This window comes from Streptacidiphilus carbonis (assembly GCF_000787775.1).
GTDB lineage: Bacteria > Actinomycetota > Actinomycetes > Streptomycetales > Streptomycetaceae > Streptacidiphilus > Streptacidiphilus carbonis.
Map to the genome: position 1 here is coordinate 52,523 of NZ_BBPM01000023.1, position 20,315 is coordinate 72,837.

A 20,315-nucleotide genomic window follows, 5' to 3' on the forward strand; every position below is an offset into this window, starting at 1 on the left:
CCCCCGCCGCGCCGACGGCCAGTCCCGCCCCGCCCGCGCGGACCAGGAACTGCCGCCGGTCGAGCCGGTGCTTGGGGTTGCTCATGGCCTGGTCCTCACGTCACAGGGTCGGGAAGGCGGGGAAGCTGCAGCTGGGGACGGAGCCTGCGGCGCTGACGGTGCTGGTGGAGACGCCGGTCCCGGTCGGCTTGAGGTTGCTGTTGTAGAGGCCGACGTCGGCGTAGGACGAGGTCGCCGAGGTGGTGTCCAGGCTGACGTTGGCCAGTGTCAGGCCGAGCGGGTAGGTGGCGTTCAGGCCGACCAGGGTGGACTTGGCCTTGCTCACCGAGCTGGTGGACCTCAGGCCGTTGATCACGATCCCGGTGAAGTACGGGGTGTAGGAGCCGGTGCCCGAGGAGTAGTGGGTGTCGAAGACCAGCGGGGCCTTGACCGCGGTCAGGCAGTTGTTCAGGTAGCCGACCTTGGAGACCTTGCCGCCGCTGGCGGCCGAGGACTTGATCCGCAGGCCGGTGCTGCTGCCGCTGGCGGTGCCCGAACTGTCGGTCCCGGTCACGGTGTTGTTCTCGACCAGGACGTTGGTGACACCGCTGTAGGTCTCCGAGCCGATGGAGATGCCGTGGGTGCCGTAGAAGTGGCTGTCCCTGACGGTGATGTTGCTGCTGGCCTTGGAGCCGCCCTTGATGGCCACGCCGTCGTCGCCGTCCTGGATGTAGGAGTCGGCGATGGTGACGTTGGTGGCGCCGGCCGGGTCGATCCCGTCGGTGTTGCGGGCGCCGGCCGGGGTCTTGATCCTGACGCCCCAGGCGGTGAAGCCGTTGCCGCCGTTGTAGACCACGTGGAAGTTGGTGGAGTTCAGCAGGTCGATGTCGTAGAGGGTGAAGTTGTCGGAGCTGTTGGCCTGGATCAGCCGGGGGTTGTTCTGGCTCTTGCCCGCCGACTGCGCCGCCGTGGCCAGGCCCCACCACGTGGTGCTGCTGCCCAGCATGGTGAGGTCGCCGCGGCCGTCGATCCGGCCCTGGCTGCCGCTGCTCGAACGGACCGCCTCGACGCCGGCATTGGCGCCGGAGACGGTGATCAGCGGGTTGCAGCCGTTGTTGGAGCTGGACAGGGTGCCGCAGGTGGACTTGCCGCTGACCTGGTAGCTCTTGGGGTTGCGCGAGCCGTAGAGGGTGACCCCGCCGTCCAGCAGCAGCACCTCCCCCTTGTGCACGGTCAGCGGACCGCTGAGGAAGGCGTTGCGGGTGCTGTCGGCGGCGGTGAGCCTGACGGCGACGGTGGCCGAGCCGCTCTGGGTGCAGGCGTCCAGGGCCGCCTGGATCCGCGCGGTGTCCGGCGGGGTGGTCTCGTTGGCGGTGCTGGAGACCCGGCTGCTCATGGCCAGGGTGGAGCTGACGGTCCTGCAGACGGTCGTGGGCACGGACGGCTGGGTGACCGTACGGGTGTCGCCGGTGGCGCCGACCGAGACGGCCGAGGCGGTCGTCCCGGTCGACGCCGCCGCCGCGGTGGTGGCCGCGGCGGCTGTCGTGGAGCCGGCCGTGGGGCCGCTGCCGGAGCTCGTGGTGGGGTTCCAGCCGTCGGTGCCGGCCAGGTACTTCTGCGCGGTGTAGTCGGCGGCCGTGGCGGCCGTCAGCTGCGGCGCGTTGGAGTTGACGGCCGCGCCCGCACCGGTGTTCAGATAGGACTTGAAGCGCGCCGAGGTCCAGGCGAAGCCGCTCATGTCGGTCCAGGGCGTGGCCGACTTGACCGCGGCGGGCAGCACCGTGTTGCGGAAGACCACCTGCGCCACCGCCGTGCCGGTCGGGTGCCAGGGGCGGCCCAGGTAGTAGGTGTTGGCCCTGGCGCTGCTGGTGACAGTGGAGTTGCTGATGAGGAAGCCGTAGGGCTTGGACTTCTCGGTGTTGGCCGCCGTGATGAAGCCGTTGAGGCCGCCGGCCTTGGCGCCGTTGTCGATGAGCTGGATGTTGGCGTGGTCGAAGACGGCGGTGGCGTTGCCGAAGATGAAGTCGGTGTCGCCCTTGATGAAGACCGAGCCGAAGTACTGCCGGGTCTGCGCGGTGGCCGTCGGCGACCAGGCCAGCAGGGTGTCCTGGTGGCCGATGAACCGGTCGTTCCGGTAGACCTGCCGGTCGCCCTCGGCCGCCAGCGCAACGGCCTGGCCGTTGGTGACCTTCGGGTTGGCGGCCTTGGAGAAGGAGTTGGTGACGGTGACGTTCTTCACCGTCATCCCGGCGGCGGCGAAGGTCGCGGTGGCGCTGCCGAGGGTGCCGTACGTGGTGCCGTCGGGCTTCGTGGTGCCGGAGGCGTTGCCGTAGGTGATCACGACGTCCTCGGGGTTGCCGGTGGCACCGACGATGCTCAGCCCGGTCTTGCTGCTGGGGACGTTCACCGTCTCGTGGTAGGTGCCCTTGGCGATGCTGATGGTGTCGCCGGCCTTTGCCGCGTTCACCGCCGCCTGGACGGTGGTGTACTTCGCGCTGCCGTCCTCGGCCACGGTGAGGGTGGCCGCGGTGGGGGCGGTGGTGCTCGCCGCGTCGGCGAACAGCGGCACGGCCGCCGCGCCGCCGATCGCGACCAACACGCTGCCGGCGGCGATCAGCCGGCGCCGGGTGGCACGGGAACGGCGGTGCTGCTGCTGGGGAGTTCGGCTGGGGGATGGCACCGGAGCGGCCCTTCGTACGGAGGTCTGGGGGAGGCGGCAGCACCGGCGTCCCGGTGCTGCCCTGTCCTCCAGTGGTCCGGGACCCGAAAAAGGTTGCCGCGCTTCCAGGTTTTCCTTCGGCCCCGTTCAGCCGATCGGCGCGTACGCCGTGGCCTGGATCGAGTACAGGTCCGCGTAGCGGCCGCCCAGCTCCATCAGCTCCTCGTGCCGTCCCGACTCCACCAGCCTGCCCCGGTCCAGCACCAGGATCAGATCGGCGCCGGTCACGGTGGAGAAGCGGTGCGAGACGATCACCGTGACCGCGCCGGTCCGCCGCGCCAGCTCGCGGGCCCGCTGCATGTAGCGGGTGAAGATGGCGTCCTCGCTGGGGGCGTCCAGCGAGGCGGTGGGCTCGTCCAGGACGAAGAGCAGCGGGTCCTGCCGCATCGAGGCCCGGGCCAGCGCGGTCTTCTGCCACTGGCCCTCGGACAGGTCGACCCCGCCGAACTTCCGTCCCAGCTGGGTGTCCAGGCCTTGCGGCAGCCGGGCCACCAGCGACTCGGCGTCGGCGGCGCGGACGGCCTCCGCGATCCGCTCGCGGTCCTCCAGATGCGGCAGGTCGCCGAGACCGACCGCCTCGGCGAAGCCGGTCCTGGGCCGGGCGAAGTCCTGGAAGGCCGCGCTGGAACGGGCCCGCCATCCCTCGGTCTCCAGCTCGGCCAGGTCCGTCCCGTCCACCAGGACGGCTCCCGAGTCCGGGCGGTAGAACTTGCCCAGCAGCTTGACCAGGGTGGTCTTGCCGGAGCCGTACTCGCCCACGATCGCCACCACGGAGCCGGCCGGGATCCGTACGGTCACCCCGTCCAGCGCCATCCGGTCGGTGCCCGGGTAGGCGTAGCAGACGTCCCGGAACTCGATGCCGTCGCGGAGCACCTCGGGTGCGGCCAGGCTGCCCCGGGTCCTGGCCCGGTCCTGGGCCACCTGCTCGCGCAGCCACAGGTACGGCTCGATCACCCGCCCGGAGCCGGCCACCACGGTGGCCCGGGACACCGCCGCGTGGACCGACTCGCGCAGACTGTTGGCCACGGTGACGGTCAGCACGATGTCGCCGACGGTGCCGCTGCCGTGCGCCGCCCGGTAGGCGATCAGTCCGAGCCCGGCGACGAAGCCGACGGTGAACACGCTCCAGCCGCCGCACTTCCAGGCCGCGGCGACCATCCTGGCCCGGCCCCGGCCGCGCATCGCGGCCTCCCAGGCGGCGGTCTGACGGCGAGACAGCTCGGCGCCGGTGCCGGCCACCCGGATCTCCTTGCCGGCCGCCGCCGAGGTGGCCAGCTCGAACAGGTGCTGCTGCAGCCGGAAGGCCTCGGCGGTGTCGGTCTCGGCGCGCTTGACCGCGCTCTGCCCGCGCTGGTCGAACCAGAGCGGCACCGCGGCGAACACCAGCAGCGACAGCAGCCAGGGGCTGAGCGTGCCCAGCAGCAGCAGCGAGGCCACCACCTGCCCGGTGTTGAACACCGACTCGACCGCGGCCCACAGCCCGTCCATGATGGCCCAGGCCGAGTGCTTGACCACGGTGACCCGGTCCAGGAAGTCGGTGCGCTCCAGATGGTCCAGACCCTCGACCGCGGCGATGTCGCGGTGGATCTGCTCGTGCAGGTCGGTCAGCCCGACCTTCTCCACCAGCAGCACCCGGAAGATGCCGCGGCAGCCGGTCAGCCCGGCGCTGATGCCGTAGGCGGCGGCCGCGCCCAGCGCGCCGGAGACCGCCAGGGCGGTGTGGTGCTGAAGGGTGGCGTTCACGGCGGTGCGCAGCGACAGCGCGCTGCCGACCAGTGCGGCGATGGTCAGCAGATGGGCCGCGAACATGCCCGCGACCAGGCCCGGGACGCGTCGCCGGCAGAGCCGCAGCAGCTCCCACCAGAGTGCGGGGTAGCGCAGCACACGCATCACAGCAGTTCTCCTTCCTCGATGTGGTCCTGGTAGCCGGAGGCGAAGCGCTCGGCCTGGATCGCGAACATCTCCGCGTAGGAGCCGCCGCGGGCGATCAGTTCCTCATGGGTGCCGGACTCGCTGATCCGGCCGCCGTCCAGCACCGCGATCCGGTCCGCCTGACGCACCGTCGACAACCGGTGCGAGATCAGCACCACGCTGCTGCCGCCGCGGTGCTCGGCCAGCCGCTGGAACACCTCGAACTCGGTGCGCACGTCCAGATGCGCGGTCGGCTCGTCCAGCACCAGCAGCCGCGCCCCGCTGCGGACCGCGTACAGCGCCCTGGCCAGCACCACCTGCTGCCACTGGCCGCCGGAGAGGTCCACCCCGCCGGTGCGGGAGCGGGCCAGCGGGGTGCCCCAGCCGTCGGGCATCCGGGCCAGCACCTCCTCCAGCCCGGCGTCCCGCGAGGCGGCCTCGATCACGGCCCGGTCCGGGGCAGCGCCGGTGTCCTGGCCCAGCGTGATGTTGTCCGCGAGCGGGAGCTGATAGCGGACGAAGTCCTGGAACACCACCGAGACCTGACGCCGCCACAGGTCCGGGCCGAGGTCGGCGGTGTCGTGGCCGTCGGCGGTGATCCGACCGCTGGTGGGCTCGTAGAGCGAGGCGAGCAGCTTGATCAGGGTGGACTTGCCGGCACCGTTGAGGCCGACCAGGGCCAGCAGTTCGCCGGGGCGGATCTCCAGGTCCAGGCCGTCCAGGACGGTGCGCTCGGTGCCGGGGTAGGTGAAGCCGACCTTCTCGAAGCGCACCAGGGGTGGGACCGCCGGATCCGGTGGGGTCCGCGGCACGGGTACGGGTGGCACGTCGGCTCGCACGGTGGTCCGCGGCGCCAGCTTCTGCTTCAGCTCCTCGTACGCCCGCAGCCCCGGCAGCGCGCCGATCTGGTTGCGCGGGTCGAAGCCGAAGAAGCCCTGCTGCACCGACCAGGCGGCGGCGAACACCGCCGTCTCCACAGCGACGGTGGTGTGTCCGTGCACGGCGGACAGCGCGACCGCCGCGTAGGTGGTGCCCAGGCTGCCGACCACCAGGCAGACCATGGGCCACTGCCGCCGCAGGTCCTTGGTGCTGACCGCCCAGGCGGGCTCGAACATGGCCAGGATGTGGCCGCGCATCCGCAGCACCGCCCAGTCGGCCAGGCCGAACACCCGCACCTCCTTGCCCTCGGCGGGATCGGTGAGCAGGTCAGCCCAGACTCTGGCCTTCTGCCCCTCCTTGATGCCGCTGCGCCAGACCCGGAAGAAGGCCAGGCCCTGGCGGATCCCGACCGCCCGGGCGAGCGCGGCCGCGGCCAGCACCAGCGGGACCGGCCACCAGGCGTAGCGGGCCAGCACGGCGCAGGAGGCGAGCACCCCGATCGAGCCGACCAGCACGGTCAGTTGGGTGATCGCACCGTCGCCGGGGGTGCGCTCGGTCCAGTTGTCCGGGTAGGCCTGGGCCAGCCGGACCAGTTCCTGCACCTCGGGCTGCTCCAGGGTTCCGATGGTGGGACTGGTGGCGGCGAGTTCGGCGACGGCGGCGCGGTGCCGGCCGTCGATCCTGGCCTTGACGGCGAACTGCAGCGGATCGCTGAGGGCCTCCAGCAGATGGCCGACCCCCAGCACCACGCCGAACAGGCACAGCGGCAGGAGGGCCGCCCGGAACAGGTCGGCCCGGCTGCTGGAGCCGAGGTCCGCCACCAGCGCGGCCACGGTGACCGCGGTTCCGGCCGGGACCAGGGTGCTCGCCAACTGCAGCCCCAGCATTCCGGCGATCAGGGGCCACCCGGCAGTGCGCAACGGCCGCAGCAGCAGCCTGCGGTCCTCGTTGGTCAACAGCACGCAGTTCTCCCCGGGCTCGCGGTCTCCGAACGTCGAAGCGCTTCAACACGCCCCGGGGACCTGAGCCTTGTATCGAACGTGTTGCGCCGCAAGGGAATTAGCGAGCGCTGACGGATCTTCGGCTGCGTTGCGACCCCATAGGGGCGCGGGGAACTGCGCCCCGGCCGGCTACGGTCCGCACCCGCGAACAGACGGACGCCCGGGAGCTAATGGGTGGCGGCGAAGTTCCCGTACACCTCGACCGGAGACCCGTGCCCGGTGGCCGTCGCCCGATAGGTGTCCTGGCCGGCGTCCCGGCCCCCCGCGGCGTGGTTGTACTGGCCGGCGAAGACATAGGTCCCCGGCGCCAGCGTCGCCCCCGGCTTGAGCCGGAACTCGTAGACCAGGGTGCCGTCCCGGTGGGTGACCGTCATGTCCAGGTCGGCGGCCGGGACGGAGGACCAGACCCCGGTGCTGCTGAGGCCGGGGGTGTCCGCCAGGGTGACCGTCACGTCCAGCGCGGTGACGGTGTAGTGGTTCTTCAGGGTGATGTCGCTCTGCGACCAACTACTGGTGCTGTGCGGGTCGATGGAGCCGTCCGACCAGAGGAAGCCCTGCTGTGCCCGGGTGGCGCCGGCGGCCGCGGACGGCGAGGAGCTGCCCGCCGACGAGGAACCGGCCGGGGTCGTGGGCGAGGGAGGAGTCGACGGCGACGGCGTCGCCTCCGCCGTGCCCACAGCGCTGGGGGTGGTCACCGCGACCACCGGCTCGCTCGGCTTGGGCCCGCTGAACTCCCCCACCGCGGCCCAGGTCCCGGCGACGCTCAGACCGAAGCCGACCGCGCTGGCCATCACGATGCCGGCCAGCCGCAGCCCGGACCGGCTGCTCCGGCGCCGCCGCCCCCGCACCGGAGCCCCGCTGAACTGCCCGCGTTCGATCCTGGCCAGTATCGCCGCACGGTCGGGCTGGTACTGCTCGGCCTCGGCCCGCAGCGCAGCGCCGACGAGCACCTGGTCCTGGTCGTGGTCCTGCCGGGACCTCTGCTGGGACATCAGCCCTCCTCCCCTGCCGCGACCAGCCATTGTGCCTCAGGCCACCCGGCCAGCAGCTCGGCGAGCTGCGCGGCTCCCCGGGAGGTCTGGCTCTTCACCGTGCCCACCGATATCCCCAGCGCCTGCGCGGTCTCCCGTTCGGACAGGTCGAAGGCGTAGCGGAGCACCACGCAGGCCCGCCGCCGGTGCGGCAGCCGGCGCAGCGCGCCGCGGACGTCGACGACGGCGGGGACGTCCGCGCCCTCGACCGACTCCCGGTCCCGCCAGAGCGCGCCCCAGCCGCGCAGCCCGGCCCGTTCGCGGGTGAGCCTGCGGATCCGGTTGCGGCACAGGTTGGCGACCACCCCGCGGGCGTAGGCCGCCGGGCTGTCCGCTGTGCTGACCCGCTCCCAGTGCTTCCAGACCTCCAGCAGCGCGTCCGCGGCCAGGTCGTCGGCGGCGTCGGCCTCACCGGTGAGCAGGTAGGCGAGGCGGGACAGCTCGCGGTGGCGCTGCTCGAAGAAGGCGTGGAACGCGGCTTCGGCGGTGGCATTGCGCGGTGTCGTCGTGCCGAATGCCACCCCTGCCCCTCCCGCCTCTTGTCGCACCGTAGGACAAGAAGTAGGAAACAGTAGCGGATCCGGCTGTGGTCGTGGACCGTCAGGTCCCGGACCATCAGATGACCATCAGCCGACGCTTCGAACCACGCATCAGTCGACGAGGTCCCGCACCACCGCGTCGGCCAGCAGCCGCCCGCGCAGCGTCAGCACTGCCCGGCCGGCCGCATAGGGCTCCGCCGCGAGCAGCCCGTCGGCGAGGGCGCGGTCGGCGGACTTCCGGCCTGCCTCGTGCAGCAGATCGAGCGGGCAGCCCTCGGAGAGCCGCAGCTCCAGCAGGATCCGCTCAACCCGGCGGTCCTCGTCCGCGAGGCGCTCACGCCCCTGCGCGGGGGTGCGCGACTCGGCGAGCGCCTGCGCGTACGCCGCAGGGTGTTTGACGTTCCACCACCGGACGCCGCCGACATGGCTGTGCGCGCCGGGGCCCGCGCCCCACCAGTCGGCGCCGGTCCAGTAGAGCTCGTTGTGGCGGCAGCGGGCCTCGGGGGCGGTGGCCCAGTTGGAGACCTCGTACCAGTTCAGTCCGGCCGCGCCGAGCAGTTCCTCGGCGACGAGGTAGCGGTCGGCGTGCACGTCGTCGTCGGTCATCGGGATCTCGCCGCGGCGGATCCGCGCTGAAAGTTTCGTGCCCTCCTCGACGATCAGCGCATACGCCGAGACATGGTCCGGCTCCGCGCCCAGCGCCGCCTCCAGCGAGGCGCGCCAGTCGTCGTCGCTCTCCCCCGGGGTGCCGTAGATCAGGTCCAGGTTGACGTGCTCGAAGCCGGCCGCGCGGGCCTCGGCCACGCAGGCCTCGGGGCGGCCCGGCGTGTGCCGGCGGTCCAGCAGCTCCAGGACGTGCGGGCGGGCGCTCTGCATGCCGAAGCTCAGCCGGTTGAAGCCGCCCTCGCGCAACTGCGCCAGGTACGCCGGGTCGACCGACTCCGGGTTGGCCTCCGTGGTGACCTCGGCCCCGTCGGCGAGCCCGAACTCGTCCCGGATCGCGGCCAGCATCCGGACCAGGTCGGCGGCCGGCAGCAGGGTGGGCGTCCCGCCGCCCAGGAACACCGTCTCGACCGGCAGCTCCGCGTCGCCCAGGACCCGGCGGGCGTGCCGGATCTCGGCGACCAGGTTGTCCGCGTAGGTGTCCTGCGAGGCCACCGTGCCGGAGGAGCGCAGCTCGGTGGCCGTGTAGGTGTTGAAGTCGCAGTACCCGCAGCGGGTGGCGCAGTACGGGACGTGGACGTAGAAGCCGAAGGGCCGCCGTCCGAGCTCGCTCAGCGCGTGCTCGGGCAGGGCCCCGTCGGCGGGGACGGCTTCGCCGGCGGGAAGTGCGGAGGGCATGGGCCCATTGTCCGTTATCGCGGGACCGGCACGGTTCGCTGCGGCGATCACCCTCGCCGCCCACCCCGGCTGCACCGCGACCGGGCTCACCCGCAGTCGGGAACTCCCGATCGTTGGGGTGATGGGTGTGGTCGGTGTCGGAGGGGGAGTCTCGGTGGACCAGCAGGTTGCGGGCGGGCTGTCGGCGGAGCAGGACGCGGCCGAGCCGGCGGGGAGGCCGCGCAGACCGCTCTGGAAGGAGCTGCCGCTGCTCATCGTGGTCGCGCTGGTGCTGTCAGTGTTGATCAAGACCTTCTTCGCGCAGGCCTTCTCCATCCCCTCCGACTCGATGAACAACGCTCTGGTCCAGCACGACCGGGTGCTGGTGGACAAGTTCAGCCCGTGGTTCGGGGTGACCCCGCAGCGCGGCCAGGTGATCGTCTTCCACGACCCCGGCAACTGGCTGAACCCGTCCGAGCTGCCGAAACCGAGCAGCAGCGCGACCGTGCGGGACCTGCAGTCGGCGCTGAGCTGGATCGGGCTGATGCCCTCGGCGAACGAGGCGGACCTGATCAAGCGGGTGATCGCGGTCGGCGGTGACACCGTGCAGTGCAACGCGGGCGCGCCGGTCTCGGTCGACGGGGTGGCCCTCAACGAGCCCTACATCTATCCGGGCGCGACACCCTGCGACGACGACCCGGTCGGCACGGTGAAGATCCCCAGCGGCTACCTGTGGGTGATGGGCGACCACCGCAACGACTCCGAGGACTCCCGCTACCAGCGGCTGCACAACACCGACCGCGGCCTGGTGCCGCTGAAGGACGTGGTGGGGCGGGCCATGGTGGTGGCCTGGCCGGTCAGCCACTGGGCCACCCTCTCCGTGCCCTCCACCTTCGACCAGGCGGCGCTGCCGTCCGAGCACGGCAGCGCCGCCCCCTACGCCCTGGCCGGGCTGGTGGCGCTGGTCGGCGCGGTGCCGGTGGTGCTGTGGCTGCGCCGCCGCCGGGGCGGCTCCGCCCCGGCGGCCGACGCGGCGGACGAGTAGCCGACGACCGGCCGACGGGGCTGGTGCCGCACCGCCCTCCGCGGCCGTCAGGCCTCGTTGGCGCCCTCGTACATCCTGGCGATGGCGTCGGCGTTCTCCCGCTCCACCACCGGGCGCTTGACCTTGAGGCTGGGGGTGAGCTCGCCGTGCTCGATGTCCAGATCCCGCGGCAGCACGGTGAACTTCTTGACCGTCTGCCAGCGCTGCAGGTCGCCGTTGAGCCGCTGGACGAAGCCGCCGATCAGCTCGTGCACCTGCGGCGAGGAGCAGACCTCGGCGTAGGAGCGGCCGGCCATGCCGTGGGCCTCGGCCCATTGCATGATCACCGGCTCGTCCAGGGTGATCAGCGCGGTGCAGTAGTTGCGGCCGTTGCCGATGACCAGGATGTTGCTGACGAACGGGCAGACCGCCTTGAACTTGCCCTCGACCTCGCTGGGGGCGACGTACTTGCCGCCGGAGGTCTTGAACATGTCCTTCTTGCGGTCGGTGATCTTGACGAAGCCGTCCTTGTCGACCTCACCGATGTCGCCGGTGTGGAACCAGCCGTCGCTCTCCAGCACCTCGGCGGTCTTCTCCGGCTGGTTGTGGTAGCCGCGCATCACGCCGGGACCGCGCAGCAGCACCTCGCCGTCCTCGGCGATCCGCACCTCGGTGCCGGGCAGCGGCGTGCCGACGGTACCGATCCGGTAGTCCTCGCCGGGGTTGACCGTCGATCCGGCGCTGGACTCGGTCAGGCCGTAGCCCTCCAGGATGTGCACGCCCGCGCCGGAGAAGAAGTAGCCGATCTCTGGGGCCAGCGCGGCGCTGCCGGAGACGCAGGCCCGCATCCGGCCGCCGAAGGCGTCGCGGATCTTGGCGTAGACCAGCTTGTCGGCGACGGCGTGCTGGACCTTGAGCCCGAACGGGACCGAGCGGGTCCCGGTGGCCATCAGGCTCTCCTGGCCGGTGCGGGCGTAGTCGCGGGCGACCTTGGCGGCCCACAGGAAGATCTTGTACTTGGCGCCGCCCTCGGCCCGGGCCCGTCCGGCGATGCCGTTGTAGACCTTCTCGAACACCCGCGGCGCCGAGGCCATGTAGGTCGGCTTGACCACCGGAAGGTTGTGGATGATCCGGTCCACCCGGCCGTCGACCGCGGTGACCGAGCCCAGCTGGATCTGGCCGGAGGTCAGCGTCTTGCCGAAGACGTGCGACAGCGGCAGCCACAGGTACTGGACGTCGTCGGCGGTCAGCAGCCCGGTGCAGGACTGGGCCGCCGCCTGGTACGACCAGCAGTCGTGGACCAGCCGCACGCCCTTGGGGCGGCCGGTGGTGCCCGAGGTGTAGATCAGGGTGGCCAACTGCTCGCGCTCGATGGCAGCGACGGCGGAGGAGACCGCGTCCGGGTGCTCCTTGAGGTGGGCGGCGCCGCGGGCCTCCAGCTCGGCCAGGGTCAGCACCTCGACGCCCTCGGGCGCCGGCTGCGACTCGACGGCCCCGCCGCCGTCGATGACGACGATGTGCTTGAGCTCGGGCAGCTGCGAGCTCACCCCGAGGATCTTGTCGAGCTGGCCGGCGTCCTCGGCGATCACGGCCCGGCTCCCGGAGTCCGCCAGGATGTAGGCGGTCTCGTCCGCGTTGGTGCTGGGGTAGACAGCGGTGACGGCGGCGCCGGCGCACATGACGCCCAGGTCGGCCAGGATCCACTCGATCCTGGTCGAACAGGAGATCGCGACCCGCTCCTCGGGACGGATCCCCAGCGCCATCAGCCCGCCCGCGATGGTGGTGACCTGCTCCGCGGCCTGGGCCCAGGTCATAGTCCGCCACTGCTCCGCGCCCGGCGCACCGTCCGCGGCGTGCTCGTCCACCGGCACGGGGTAGCGGTAGGCGACCCGGTCGGGGGTCTCCGCCACCCGGGACAGGAACAGCTGGGCCACCGAGTCGGGGCGGTTGTCGATCAGCGACTTCGCCGCCGCGGACACTGCGGTGGTCACTGCTGCGGTGGGGGTGGGGCTCACGGCTACCTCCGGGGGCCCAGCGGCGGGGCCAATGCGGTTGTTAACTCACGAGTAACTAGCGGGCACGATCAGACTAGGACGTTCGGGACCTGTGCGTAAGGGGGAAACGGGGCGATACGGAGGAGACCGTCGGGCGGCGGCCCGACCGGGGGCAATCTTGCTTGCCGGTCGGCAAGTAAGGAACCTAGGATGTCATCCCTGGAGCGATGCCCTACCGGCGGCATAAAACCGGGTACGGCGTACGCAGAATGTGACTATGCTGCACCCGACGCCGGGCTCCGACCCCCGAAGCCCGGTGCCTGTCCCTGTAACGCCGTCACCCCTGCGGGCGATGGCCCACCGCCACCCCACACCGACGCCCCCACCCACACCCGCCCTCGTCCTGAGAGACTCGCGTGCTGATCCGACTCCTGCGGGCCCATCTGGGCCCCTACACCAGGCCCATCGGCGTCCTGGTGCTGCTGCAGCTGATCCAGACCATCGCCACCCTGTACCTGCCGACCCTCAACGCCGACATCATCGACAAAGGCGTGATCAAGGGCGACACCACCTACATCCTGCAGACCGGCGGGATCATGCTGGCGGTGACGGTGGCCCAGGTCGTCTGCGCCATCGGCGCGGTGTACTTCGGCGCCCGCACCGCCATGGCCCTGGGCCGCGACATCCGTGCCTCGATCTTCGACCGGGTGCAGTCCTTCTCCGCCCGCGAGGTCGGCCACTTCGGCGCCCCCTCGCTGATCACCCGCAGCACCAACGACGTGCAGCAGGTGCAGATGCTGGTGCTGATGACCTTCACGCTGATGGTCTCCGCGCCGATCATGTGCATCGGCGGCATCATCCTGGCGCTGAACCAGGACGTCCCGCTGTCCTCGCTGCTGGTCGCCATCGTCCCGATCCTCGGGGTGATCATCGCGCTGATCGTCAAGCGGCTGCGCCCGCTGTTCCGGGCCATGCAGGTCAAGATCGACTCGGTGAACCGGATCCTGCGCGAGCAGATCACCGGCCTCCGGGTGATCCGCGCCTTCGTCAAGGACACCCACGAGCGGCAGCGGTTCGACAAGGCCAACGCCGACCTCACCGACACCGCGGTCCAGGTCGGCAAGCTGCTGGCGCTGATGTTCCCGATGGTGATGATGGTGGTCAACATCTCCAGCGTCGCGGTGATGTGGTTCGGCGCGCACCGGATCGACAGCGGCGGCATGCAGATCGGCGCGCTGACCGCCTTCCTCAGCTATCTCATGCAGATCCTGATGTCGGTGATGATGGCCACCTTCATGTTCATGATGGTGCCGCGCGCCGAGGTCTGCGCCGAGCGCATCGAGGAGGTGCTGGACACCGAGACCACCGTGGTGCCCCCGCTGGCCCCCGTCCGCGAACTGCGCCGGGCCGGCTACCTGGAGCTGCGCGACGCCGAGTTCCGCTACCCCGGCGCCGAGTCGGCCGTGCTGCGCAACATCAGCCTGAGCGCCAGGCCCGGCGAGACCACCGCGATCATCGGCAGCACCGGCAGCGGCAAGACCACCCTGCTCACCCTGATCCCCCGGCTCTCCGACGTCACCGACGGCACCGTGCTCGTGGACGGCGTGGACGTACGCGACCTGGACCCGGCGCTGCTGGCGAAGACCGTCGGCCTGGTCCCGCAGAAGCCGTACCTGTTCACCGGCACCGTCGCCACCAACCTCCGCTACGGCAACCCGGACGCCACCGACGAGGAGCTCTGGGCCGCGCTGGAGACCGCGCAGGCCAAGGACTTCGTCGAGGCGCTCGCCGAGGGCCTCGACGCGCCGATCGCGCAGGGCGGCACCAATGTCTCCGGCGGCCAGCGGCAGCGCCTGGCCATCGCCCGGGTGCTGGTCCGCCGTCCGGAGATCTACCTCTTCGACGACTCCTTCTCCGCCCTGGACTACGCCACCGACGCCAGGCTGCGCGCCGCTCTCGCCCACGAGACCGCCGACGCCACCGTCGTCATCGTCGCCCAGCGCGTCTCCACCATCCGCGACGCCGACCGCATCATCGTCCTCGACGAGGGCCAGGTCGTCGGCACCGGCACCCACCACGAGTTGATGGACAGCAACGAGACCTACCGCGAGATCGTCCTCTCCCAGCTCACCGAGGAGGAGGCGGCATGAGCGACTCCGAACAGGCTAGCGAGCAGGCGGCAGCGGCCAAGCGCCGCGGCCCCGCGGCCATGCCCGGCCCCGGACGCTTCATGGGCGGCGCGCCCGTGGAGAAGTCCATGCACTTCAAGGCCTCGGGCAAGCGGGTGCTCGCGCTGCTGCGCCCCGAGCGCCATCTGATCGCCATGGTGCTGGCCCTGGCGGCGGTCAGCGTCACCCTGTCGGTGATCGGGCCCAAGATCCTCGGCCATGCCACCGACCTGATCCTGGCCGGGGTCTTCGGCCGGCAGATCCCCGCCACCACCACCCAGGCCCAGGTCGTCGCCGGGCTGCGGGCCAAGGGCGAGACCAAGCAGGCCGACCTGCTCGCCTCGATGAACATCCACCCCGGCCACGGCATCGACTTCGGCAACGTCGGCACGGTGCTGCTGTGGGTGCTCGCCATCTACGTGGTGGCCGGCATCTGCGGCATCATCCAGGCCCGGCTGGCCAACCGCGCCCTGCAGCGCGCGGTGAAGCGGCTGCGCACCGACGTCGAGGAGAAGATCGGCCGACTGCCGCTCAGCTACTTCGACCAGCAGCCGCGCGGCGAGGTGCTGAGCCGGGTCACCAACGACATCGACAACATCGGCCAGACCCTGCAGCAGACGCTCAGTCAGATCGTCACCTCACTGCTGACCATCATCGGCGTGCTGACCATGATGTTCTACATCTCCTGGCTGCTCGCCCTGATCGCCCTGATCAGCGTGCCGGCCTCGGTCGTGGTCGCCGCCAAGGTCGGCAAGCGGGCCCAGCCGCAGTTCGTGGCCCAGTGGAAGACCACCGGCAAGCTCAACGCCCACATCGAGGAGATGTACAGCGGGCACGCGCTGGTCAAGGTCTTCGGCCGGCAGGAGGAGTCCGCGGAGATCTTCAAGGAGCAGAACGAGAAGCTCTACGCCTCCAGCTTCAAGGCGCAGTTCATCTCCGGTCTGATCCAGCCCTGCATGATGTTCATCGGCAACATCAACTACGTGCTGGTCGCGGTGGTCGGCGGGCTGCGGGTCGCCTCCGGCGCCCTGTCCATCGGCGACGTGCAGGCCTTCATCCAGTACTCGCGGCAGTTCAGCCAGCCGCTGACGCAGGTGGCGAGCATGTCCAACCTGCTGCAGTCGGGTGTCGCGTCCGCCGAGCGGGTGTTCGAGCTGCTGGACGCCAAGGAGCAGGACCCGGACCCGATCGAGCCGCTGCGCCCGACCGAGCTCCGCGGCCGGGTCGCCTTCGAGAACGTGGCCTTCCGCTACCAGGCGGACAAGCCGCTCATCGAGGACCTGTCGCTGACCGCCGAGCCCGGCCACACGGTCGCCATCGTCGGCCCCACCGGCGCCGGCAAGACCACCCTGGTGAACCTGCTGATGCGGTTCTACGAGGTGACCGACGGCCGGATCACCCTGGACGGGGTGGACGTGGCCCGGATGTCCCGCGAGGAGCTGCGCGGCAACATCGGCATGGTGCTCCAGGACACCTGGCTGTTCGGCGGGACCATCGCCGAGAACATCGCCTACGGCCGTGAGGGCACCAGCCGGGAGGAGGTCGTCCGGGCGGCGAAGGCGGCCCACGTCGACCGCTTCGTCCGCACCCTGCCCGAGGGTTACGACACCGTCATCGACGACGAGGGGACCGGCGTCAGCGCGGGCGAGAAGCAGCTGATCACCATCGCCCGGGCGTTCCTGGCGGAGCCGTCCATCCTGGTCCTGGACGAGGCCACCAGCTCGGTCGACACCCGTACCGAGGTGCTGATCCAGCGTGCCATGGCCACCCTGCGGAGCGGCCGCACGGCCTTCGTCATCGCGCACCGGCTCTCCACCATCCGCGACGCGGACACCATCCTGGTGATGGAGAACGGCGCGATCGTCGAACAGGGCAGCCACAGCGAGCTGCTGGCGGCGGAGGGCGCGTACGCGCGGCTGTACGCGGCGCAGTTCTCGCAGGCGGTGGCGGAGGTGGACTGAGGGGGCGGGGCGCGGCTCCCCGCTTGTTGCTGCTCTGCGGCGGAGCCGCGAGACGGGCAGTCAGATCGCGCAACGGCGAAGGCCGACCCCGCCGGGCCCGGCGCCCCCGGCCTACGTGCCTGACGCCACGTCACCGAGCCAGGAGCGCAGGTACGGAGCGAACGATGTGCGCACCAGCAGGCGGAGTGTCGGGGCCTGCGGCGCGTCGTCGAGGACCAGCAGGGTGACGCCGGTCTGCGCCAGCAGGGTCTGGACGCAGGTGCCGGTGGGGCTGCTTCTGGGGTGCAGGTCGATGGCGCAGCCGTGGGCGAGGAGGTCGGGTGCGCCGGGGCCGGTGAGGTCGAAGGCGGTGCGTTGGGAGGAGACGTCGGTGACCGTGCCGAAGTGGGGGGCGATGGCGTGGCGCAGGGACGGTGCCAGGTCGGCGGTGTCGGGCGGGGCGAGCAGCAGCCACTCGTCGGGGCCCAGCCAGAGCAGGTCGGCCTCGGGGGCGGCAGCCCATGTACATGGCGCGGTCGGCAGTCGCGCGCCGAGGACGGCGGCCACTGGGGCTGAGGAGGAGCCGGCCGGGTCCAGGCGGAGGGAGAGCTGGGTGAGGCGGGGGGTCTCGGTAATCGCGACGCGGGCCAACTGATCAGCCGTCACGGCGGGTTCCCTCCTTGTCGTAGAGCACCGGGTCGGTGATCCGGACTGGGTGCACGCCTTCCTCCAGAGGGGCGTAGAGGGTATCGCCGATGCGCTCGCGGCCGGCTTTGACCAGGGCCAGGGCGAAGGTCCGGCCGAGGGCGGCGCTGCGGTAGCTGGAGGTGACATGGCCCAGCATGGGGACGGGTGGGGCCGGGACCGCTGCGGTGGCGATGAGTTGGGCGCCCTCGGGGAGGCGCAGGGAAGGGTCCTCCGGCAGTAGGCCGACCAGTTGTTTGCGGTCGGGGCGCAGGTTCTCGGCCCGGGTGAAGGAGCGCTTGCCGATGAAGTCGGGCTTCTTCCTGGAGACCGCCCAGCCCAGGCCGAGGTCCTGCGGGGTGACCGTGCCGTCGGTGTCCTGGCCGATGATGGGATACCCCTTCTCGGCGCGCAGGACGTGCATGGTCTCGGTGCCGTAAGGGGTGATGCCGTACGGCTCCCCCGCTGCGATCAGCGCCTCCCAGAGCCGCGGTCCCTCCCAGCCGCGGACGTTGACCTCGTAGGCCAGCTCGCCGGAGAAGCTGATCCGGCAGATCCGGGCCGGGATGCCGGCGACGGTGGCGTCGCGCCAGGTCATGAAGGGGAAGGCGGCGTTGGCGACATCCAGGTCGGGGGCGACGGCGGCGAGCACCGCGCGGGAGTCCGGGCCGACCAGCGGGACGGTCACCCAGTGGTCGGTCACCGAGGTGAGCGTCACCCGGAGGTGCGGCCACTCGGTCTGCAGCCATTCCTCCATCCAGTCCAGGATCTTGGCGGCGTTGCCGGTGGTCGTGGTGAGCAGGAACTCCTCCTCGGCCACCCGGATGACGGTGCCGTCGTCCAGCACCATGCCGTCGACGCCGCACATCACGCCGTAGCGGGCCGCGCCGGGTTTCAGCGTGCTGATCAGGTTGGTGTAGAGGCGGTCCAGCAGTTCCCCCGCGTCCGGGCCCTGGACGGAGACCTTGCCCAGGGTGGAGCCGTCCATCAGGGCCACGCCCTCCCGGGCCGCCCGGCACTCGCGCAGCACGGCCCGGTCCATGGACTCGCCCGGGCGCGGGTAGCAGCGGGGGCGCTTCCACTGGCCGACGTTCTCGAACTCGGCGCCGTGGGCCGTGTGCCAGGCGTGGAGCGGGGTGACCCGCACCGGGTCGAAGAGCGCGCCCCGGTCGCGTCCGGCCAGCGCGGCGAAGGCGACGGGTGTGTACGGGGGGCGGAAGGTGGTGGTGCCGAGGGTGGCGATGTCCGCGCCGAGCGCATCGGCGACGATGCCGGAGGCGATCACGCCGGAGGTGCGGCCCTGGTCGTGGGCGGTGCCGATGGTGGTGTAGCGCTTGACGTGCTCCACCGAGCGCAGCCCGGCCCCGGTGGCCCGGAGCACGTCGGCGACGGTGGCGTCGCGCTGGAGGTCGACGAAGCGGGGGCGGGGCTCGCCGCCGTCCGTCTCGGCGGGGTCGGGGACCGACCAGAGGACCAGGCCGGGGGTTTGATCCGGGACCGGCTCGGTGGCGGGAACCGGGGCCGACACCGGGATCGATGCCCGGGTCGATGCCGGGGCGTCGGCCGCCTGTGCTCCGTCGGCCAGGCAGTCGGCCAGTGTGGCACGGCCGTTGGCGGCTCCGGCGACGCGTAGGTTCGGCAGGTCGCCGGTGGGGAGGAAGGCGCCGCGCGCGGGGTCGTAGTGCAGGGCGCCCCGCGCGTGGCTGTAGAGGTGCGCCACCGGGTTCCAGCCGCCGGAGACCAGCAGCAGGTCGCAGTCCACGCCACGGCGCGGACCGTGCAGGCGTCCGCCCGCGTACGGTGCGGTGTGGGCGCGGGTGATCCGCTCCGATCCGCTGGTCCCGGTCACCACCTCCCCCGCGCGGATTTCGATGCCGCGCCGGGCGCACTGTTCCGCCCACGCCTCGGGCACCGTCGTGCGGGCGTCGACCACCGCCGCGACGGTGACACCGGCGTCGACGAGGTCGGTCGCGGCGGCGTAGGCGCTGTCGTCGGTGGTGAACACGACGGCCTGACGGCCGGTCAGGACGCCGTAGCGGTGCAGATAGGTGCGGGCCGCGCCGGCCAGCATGATGCCGGGGCGGTCGTTGTCGGGGAAGACCAGAGGGCGCTCGTGGGCGCCGGTGGCGACGACGGTACGGCGGGCGCGCAGTCGCCAGACCCGTTGCCGGGACGTCCCGGCGGGGGCGTCGAAACCCAGGTGGTCGGTGCGCCGTTCCAGGGCCAGGACGAAGTCGTCGTCGTAGTGGCCGAAGGCCGTCGTCCGGCTTAGCACGCGGACATCGGGGAGGGCGGCCAGTTCGGCGACGACACCTGCGGCCCACTCCGGGCCCGGCAGGCCGTCCACTCGCTCCGCCGTGCCGAGCAGCGATCCGCCGGGCCGCGGCTGGTCGTCGACCAGGACCACCCGCTGTCCGTCGCGCGCGCCGGCCAGCGCCGCCAGCAGCCCGGCCGGGCCGGCGCCGACCACCAGCAGGTCGCAGTGGGCGTGCACGGCGTCGTAGCGCGCCGGGTCGGCGGCGGTGGCGAGCCGGCCGCGTCCGGCCGGGCCCCGCGCCACCAGTCCGGCGTACAGCTCCACCGTGGTGGCCTGCAGCATCGGTTCGGGGAAGGGTTCCTCGATCTGCACCAGGGCGGAGGGCTCCTCGACGCCGGCCGACATGATGCCGCGCGGACGCCGGTAGGCGATGCCGGTCGCCACCCGGTGCACGCCGTTGGCCAGCAGCGCGGAGGCCAGGGTGTCGCCGGGGTGGCCGGTGTACCTCCGGCCGTCGAAGCTGAACTCCAGGTCGGTGCCCTGGTCGACCAGGCCGCGGCCGGGCAGGCGGAAGGGTGCGGTCATGGGGTGGGAACCTCCGGGCGGGGCTCGCCGGACCGGTAGACGGTAAGCAGTCGGTGGGTGGCGGTGTCGCGGACGGCGTTGAACCAGCGGCGGCAGCCGGCGCTGTGCATCCAGCGCTCCGCGAAGGGGCCCTTGGGGTTGTCGCGGAAGAAGACGTACTGGGCCCACTCCTGGTCGGTCAGGCCCTGCGGGTCGTCGGGGTAGGCGATATGGGCCTGGCCGCCGTAGTGGTACTCGGCCTCCTCGCGCGGTCCGCACCAGGGGCAGGGGATGAGCTGCATGCG

Annotated in this window: 11 protein-coding genes and 1 pseudogene; 3 read left to right on the forward strand and 9 right to left on the reverse strand. The window is 71.7% G+C overall.

What is annotated here, in order from left to right; genetic code table 11:
• Positions 1–100: 100 nt before the first annotated feature.
• From TR46_RS43680 to hemW, 6 genes are all read right to left on the reverse strand, one after another.
• Positions 101–2,659 (reverse strand): pectinesterase family protein, encoded by a 2,559-nt coding sequence (locus TR46_RS43680; protein WP_201776423.1) that lies wholly within the window; start codon positions 2,657–2,659, stop codon positions 101–103.
• A gap of 126 nt (positions 2,660–2,785) precedes the next feature.
• A complete protein-coding gene (locus TR46_RS19550; RefSeq protein ID WP_042402883.1) occupies positions 2,786–4,588 on the reverse strand; it encodes an ABC transporter ATP-binding protein in 1,803 nt (600 codons plus the stop codon).
• Positions 4,588–6,450, reverse strand: coding sequence for an ABC transporter ATP-binding protein (locus tag TR46_RS19555; RefSeq protein WP_201776424.1), 1,863 nt, complete (start codon positions 6,448–6,450; stop codon positions 4,588–4,590). The genes TR46_RS19550 and TR46_RS19555 overlap by 1 nt, the downstream gene beginning before the upstream one ends.
• Positions 6,451–6,656: 206 nt before the next feature.
• Positions 6,657–7,481: a hypothetical protein gene (locus TR46_RS19560; RefSeq protein WP_042402885.1), complete on the reverse strand. Its 825-nt coding sequence runs from the start codon at positions 7,479–7,481 to the stop codon at positions 6,657–6,659.
• Positions 7,481–8,041 carry a SigE family RNA polymerase sigma factor gene (locus TR46_RS19565; RefSeq protein ID WP_042402888.1) on the reverse strand — a complete coding sequence of 187 codons (561 nt, stop codon included), beginning with the start codon at positions 8,039–8,041 and terminating at the stop codon, positions 7,481–7,483. Before TR46_RS19565 ends, TR46_RS19560 begins: the two co-directional genes overlap by 1 nt.
• 129 nt (positions 8,042–8,170) lie before the next feature.
• Complete coding sequence (hemW, locus tag TR46_RS19570; protein ID WP_042402892.1) at positions 8,171–9,400, reverse strand: radical SAM family heme chaperone HemW; 1,230 nt, start codon at positions 9,398–9,400, stop codon at positions 8,171–8,173.
• 154 nt (positions 9,401–9,554) lie between these two features.
• Between hemW and lepB the strand changes: the two genes are divergently transcribed.
• Positions 9,555–10,424 carry a signal peptidase I gene (gene lepB / locus TR46_RS19575; RefSeq protein ID WP_236655396.1) on the forward strand — a complete coding sequence of 290 codons (870 nt, stop codon included), beginning with the start codon at positions 9,555–9,557 and terminating at the stop codon, positions 10,422–10,424.
• Between the two features lie 47 nt (positions 10,425–10,471).
• Here lepB and TR46_RS19580 read toward each other — a convergent pair whose 3' ends face one another.
• The gene (locus TR46_RS19580; protein WP_042403045.1) at positions 10,472–12,382 is read right to left on the reverse strand and encodes an AMP-dependent synthetase/ligase; all 1,911 of its coding nucleotides are present in this window, start codon (positions 12,380–12,382) and stop codon (positions 10,472–10,474) included.
• 431 nt (positions 12,383–12,813) lie between these two features.
• Here TR46_RS19580 and TR46_RS19585 point away from each other — a divergent pair, with 431 nt between their 5' ends.
• Together TR46_RS19585 and TR46_RS19590 are read left to right on the forward strand one after the other, a co-directional pair.
• Positions 12,814–14,547 (forward strand): ABC transporter ATP-binding protein, encoded by a 1,734-nt coding sequence (locus TR46_RS19585; RefSeq protein ID WP_042402895.1) that lies wholly within the window; start codon positions 12,814–12,816, stop codon positions 14,545–14,547.
• Complete coding sequence (locus TR46_RS19590) at positions 14,544–16,526, forward strand: ABC transporter ATP-binding protein (RefSeq protein ID WP_042402898.1); 1,983 nt, start codon at positions 14,544–14,546, stop codon at positions 16,524–16,526. Before TR46_RS19585 ends, TR46_RS19590 begins: the two co-directional genes overlap by 4 nt.
• Positions 16,527–16,637: 111 nt before the next feature.
• On the opposite strand, the gene TR46_RS19595 is transcribed toward TR46_RS19590, so the two are convergent.
• The gene (locus TR46_RS19595) at positions 16,638–17,171 is read right to left on the reverse strand and encodes a sarcosine oxidase subunit gamma (RefSeq protein ID WP_042402901.1); all 534 of its coding nucleotides are present in this window, start codon (positions 17,169–17,171) and stop codon (positions 16,638–16,640) included.
• Positions 17,161–20,312, reverse strand: a pseudogene (locus TR46_RS19600) (sarcosine oxidase subunit delta family protein). Before TR46_RS19600 ends, TR46_RS19595 begins: the two are co-directional and overlap by 11 nt.
• Between the last annotated feature and the right edge of the window lie 3 nt (positions 20,313–20,315).

What these genes read in the sequence shown, in the direction of transcription:
- TR46_RS19550 (WP_042402883.1), bottom strand. Translation starts at nt 4,588, where the DNA reads ATGCGTGTGCTGCGCTACCCCGCACTCTGGTGGGAGCTGCTGCGGCTC.
- TR46_RS19560 (WP_042402885.1), bottom strand. Translation starts at nt 7,481, where the DNA reads ATGTCCCAGCAGAGGTCCCGGCAGGACCACGACCAGGACCAGGTGCTC.
- hemW (WP_042402892.1), bottom strand. Translation starts at nt 9,400, where the DNA reads ATGCCCTCCGCACTTCCCGCCGGCGAAGCCGTCCCCGCCGACGGGGCC.
- TR46_RS19590 (WP_042402898.1), top strand. Translation starts at nt 14,544, where the DNA reads ATGAGCGACTCCGAACAGGCTAGCGAGCAGGCGGCAGCGGCCAAGCGC.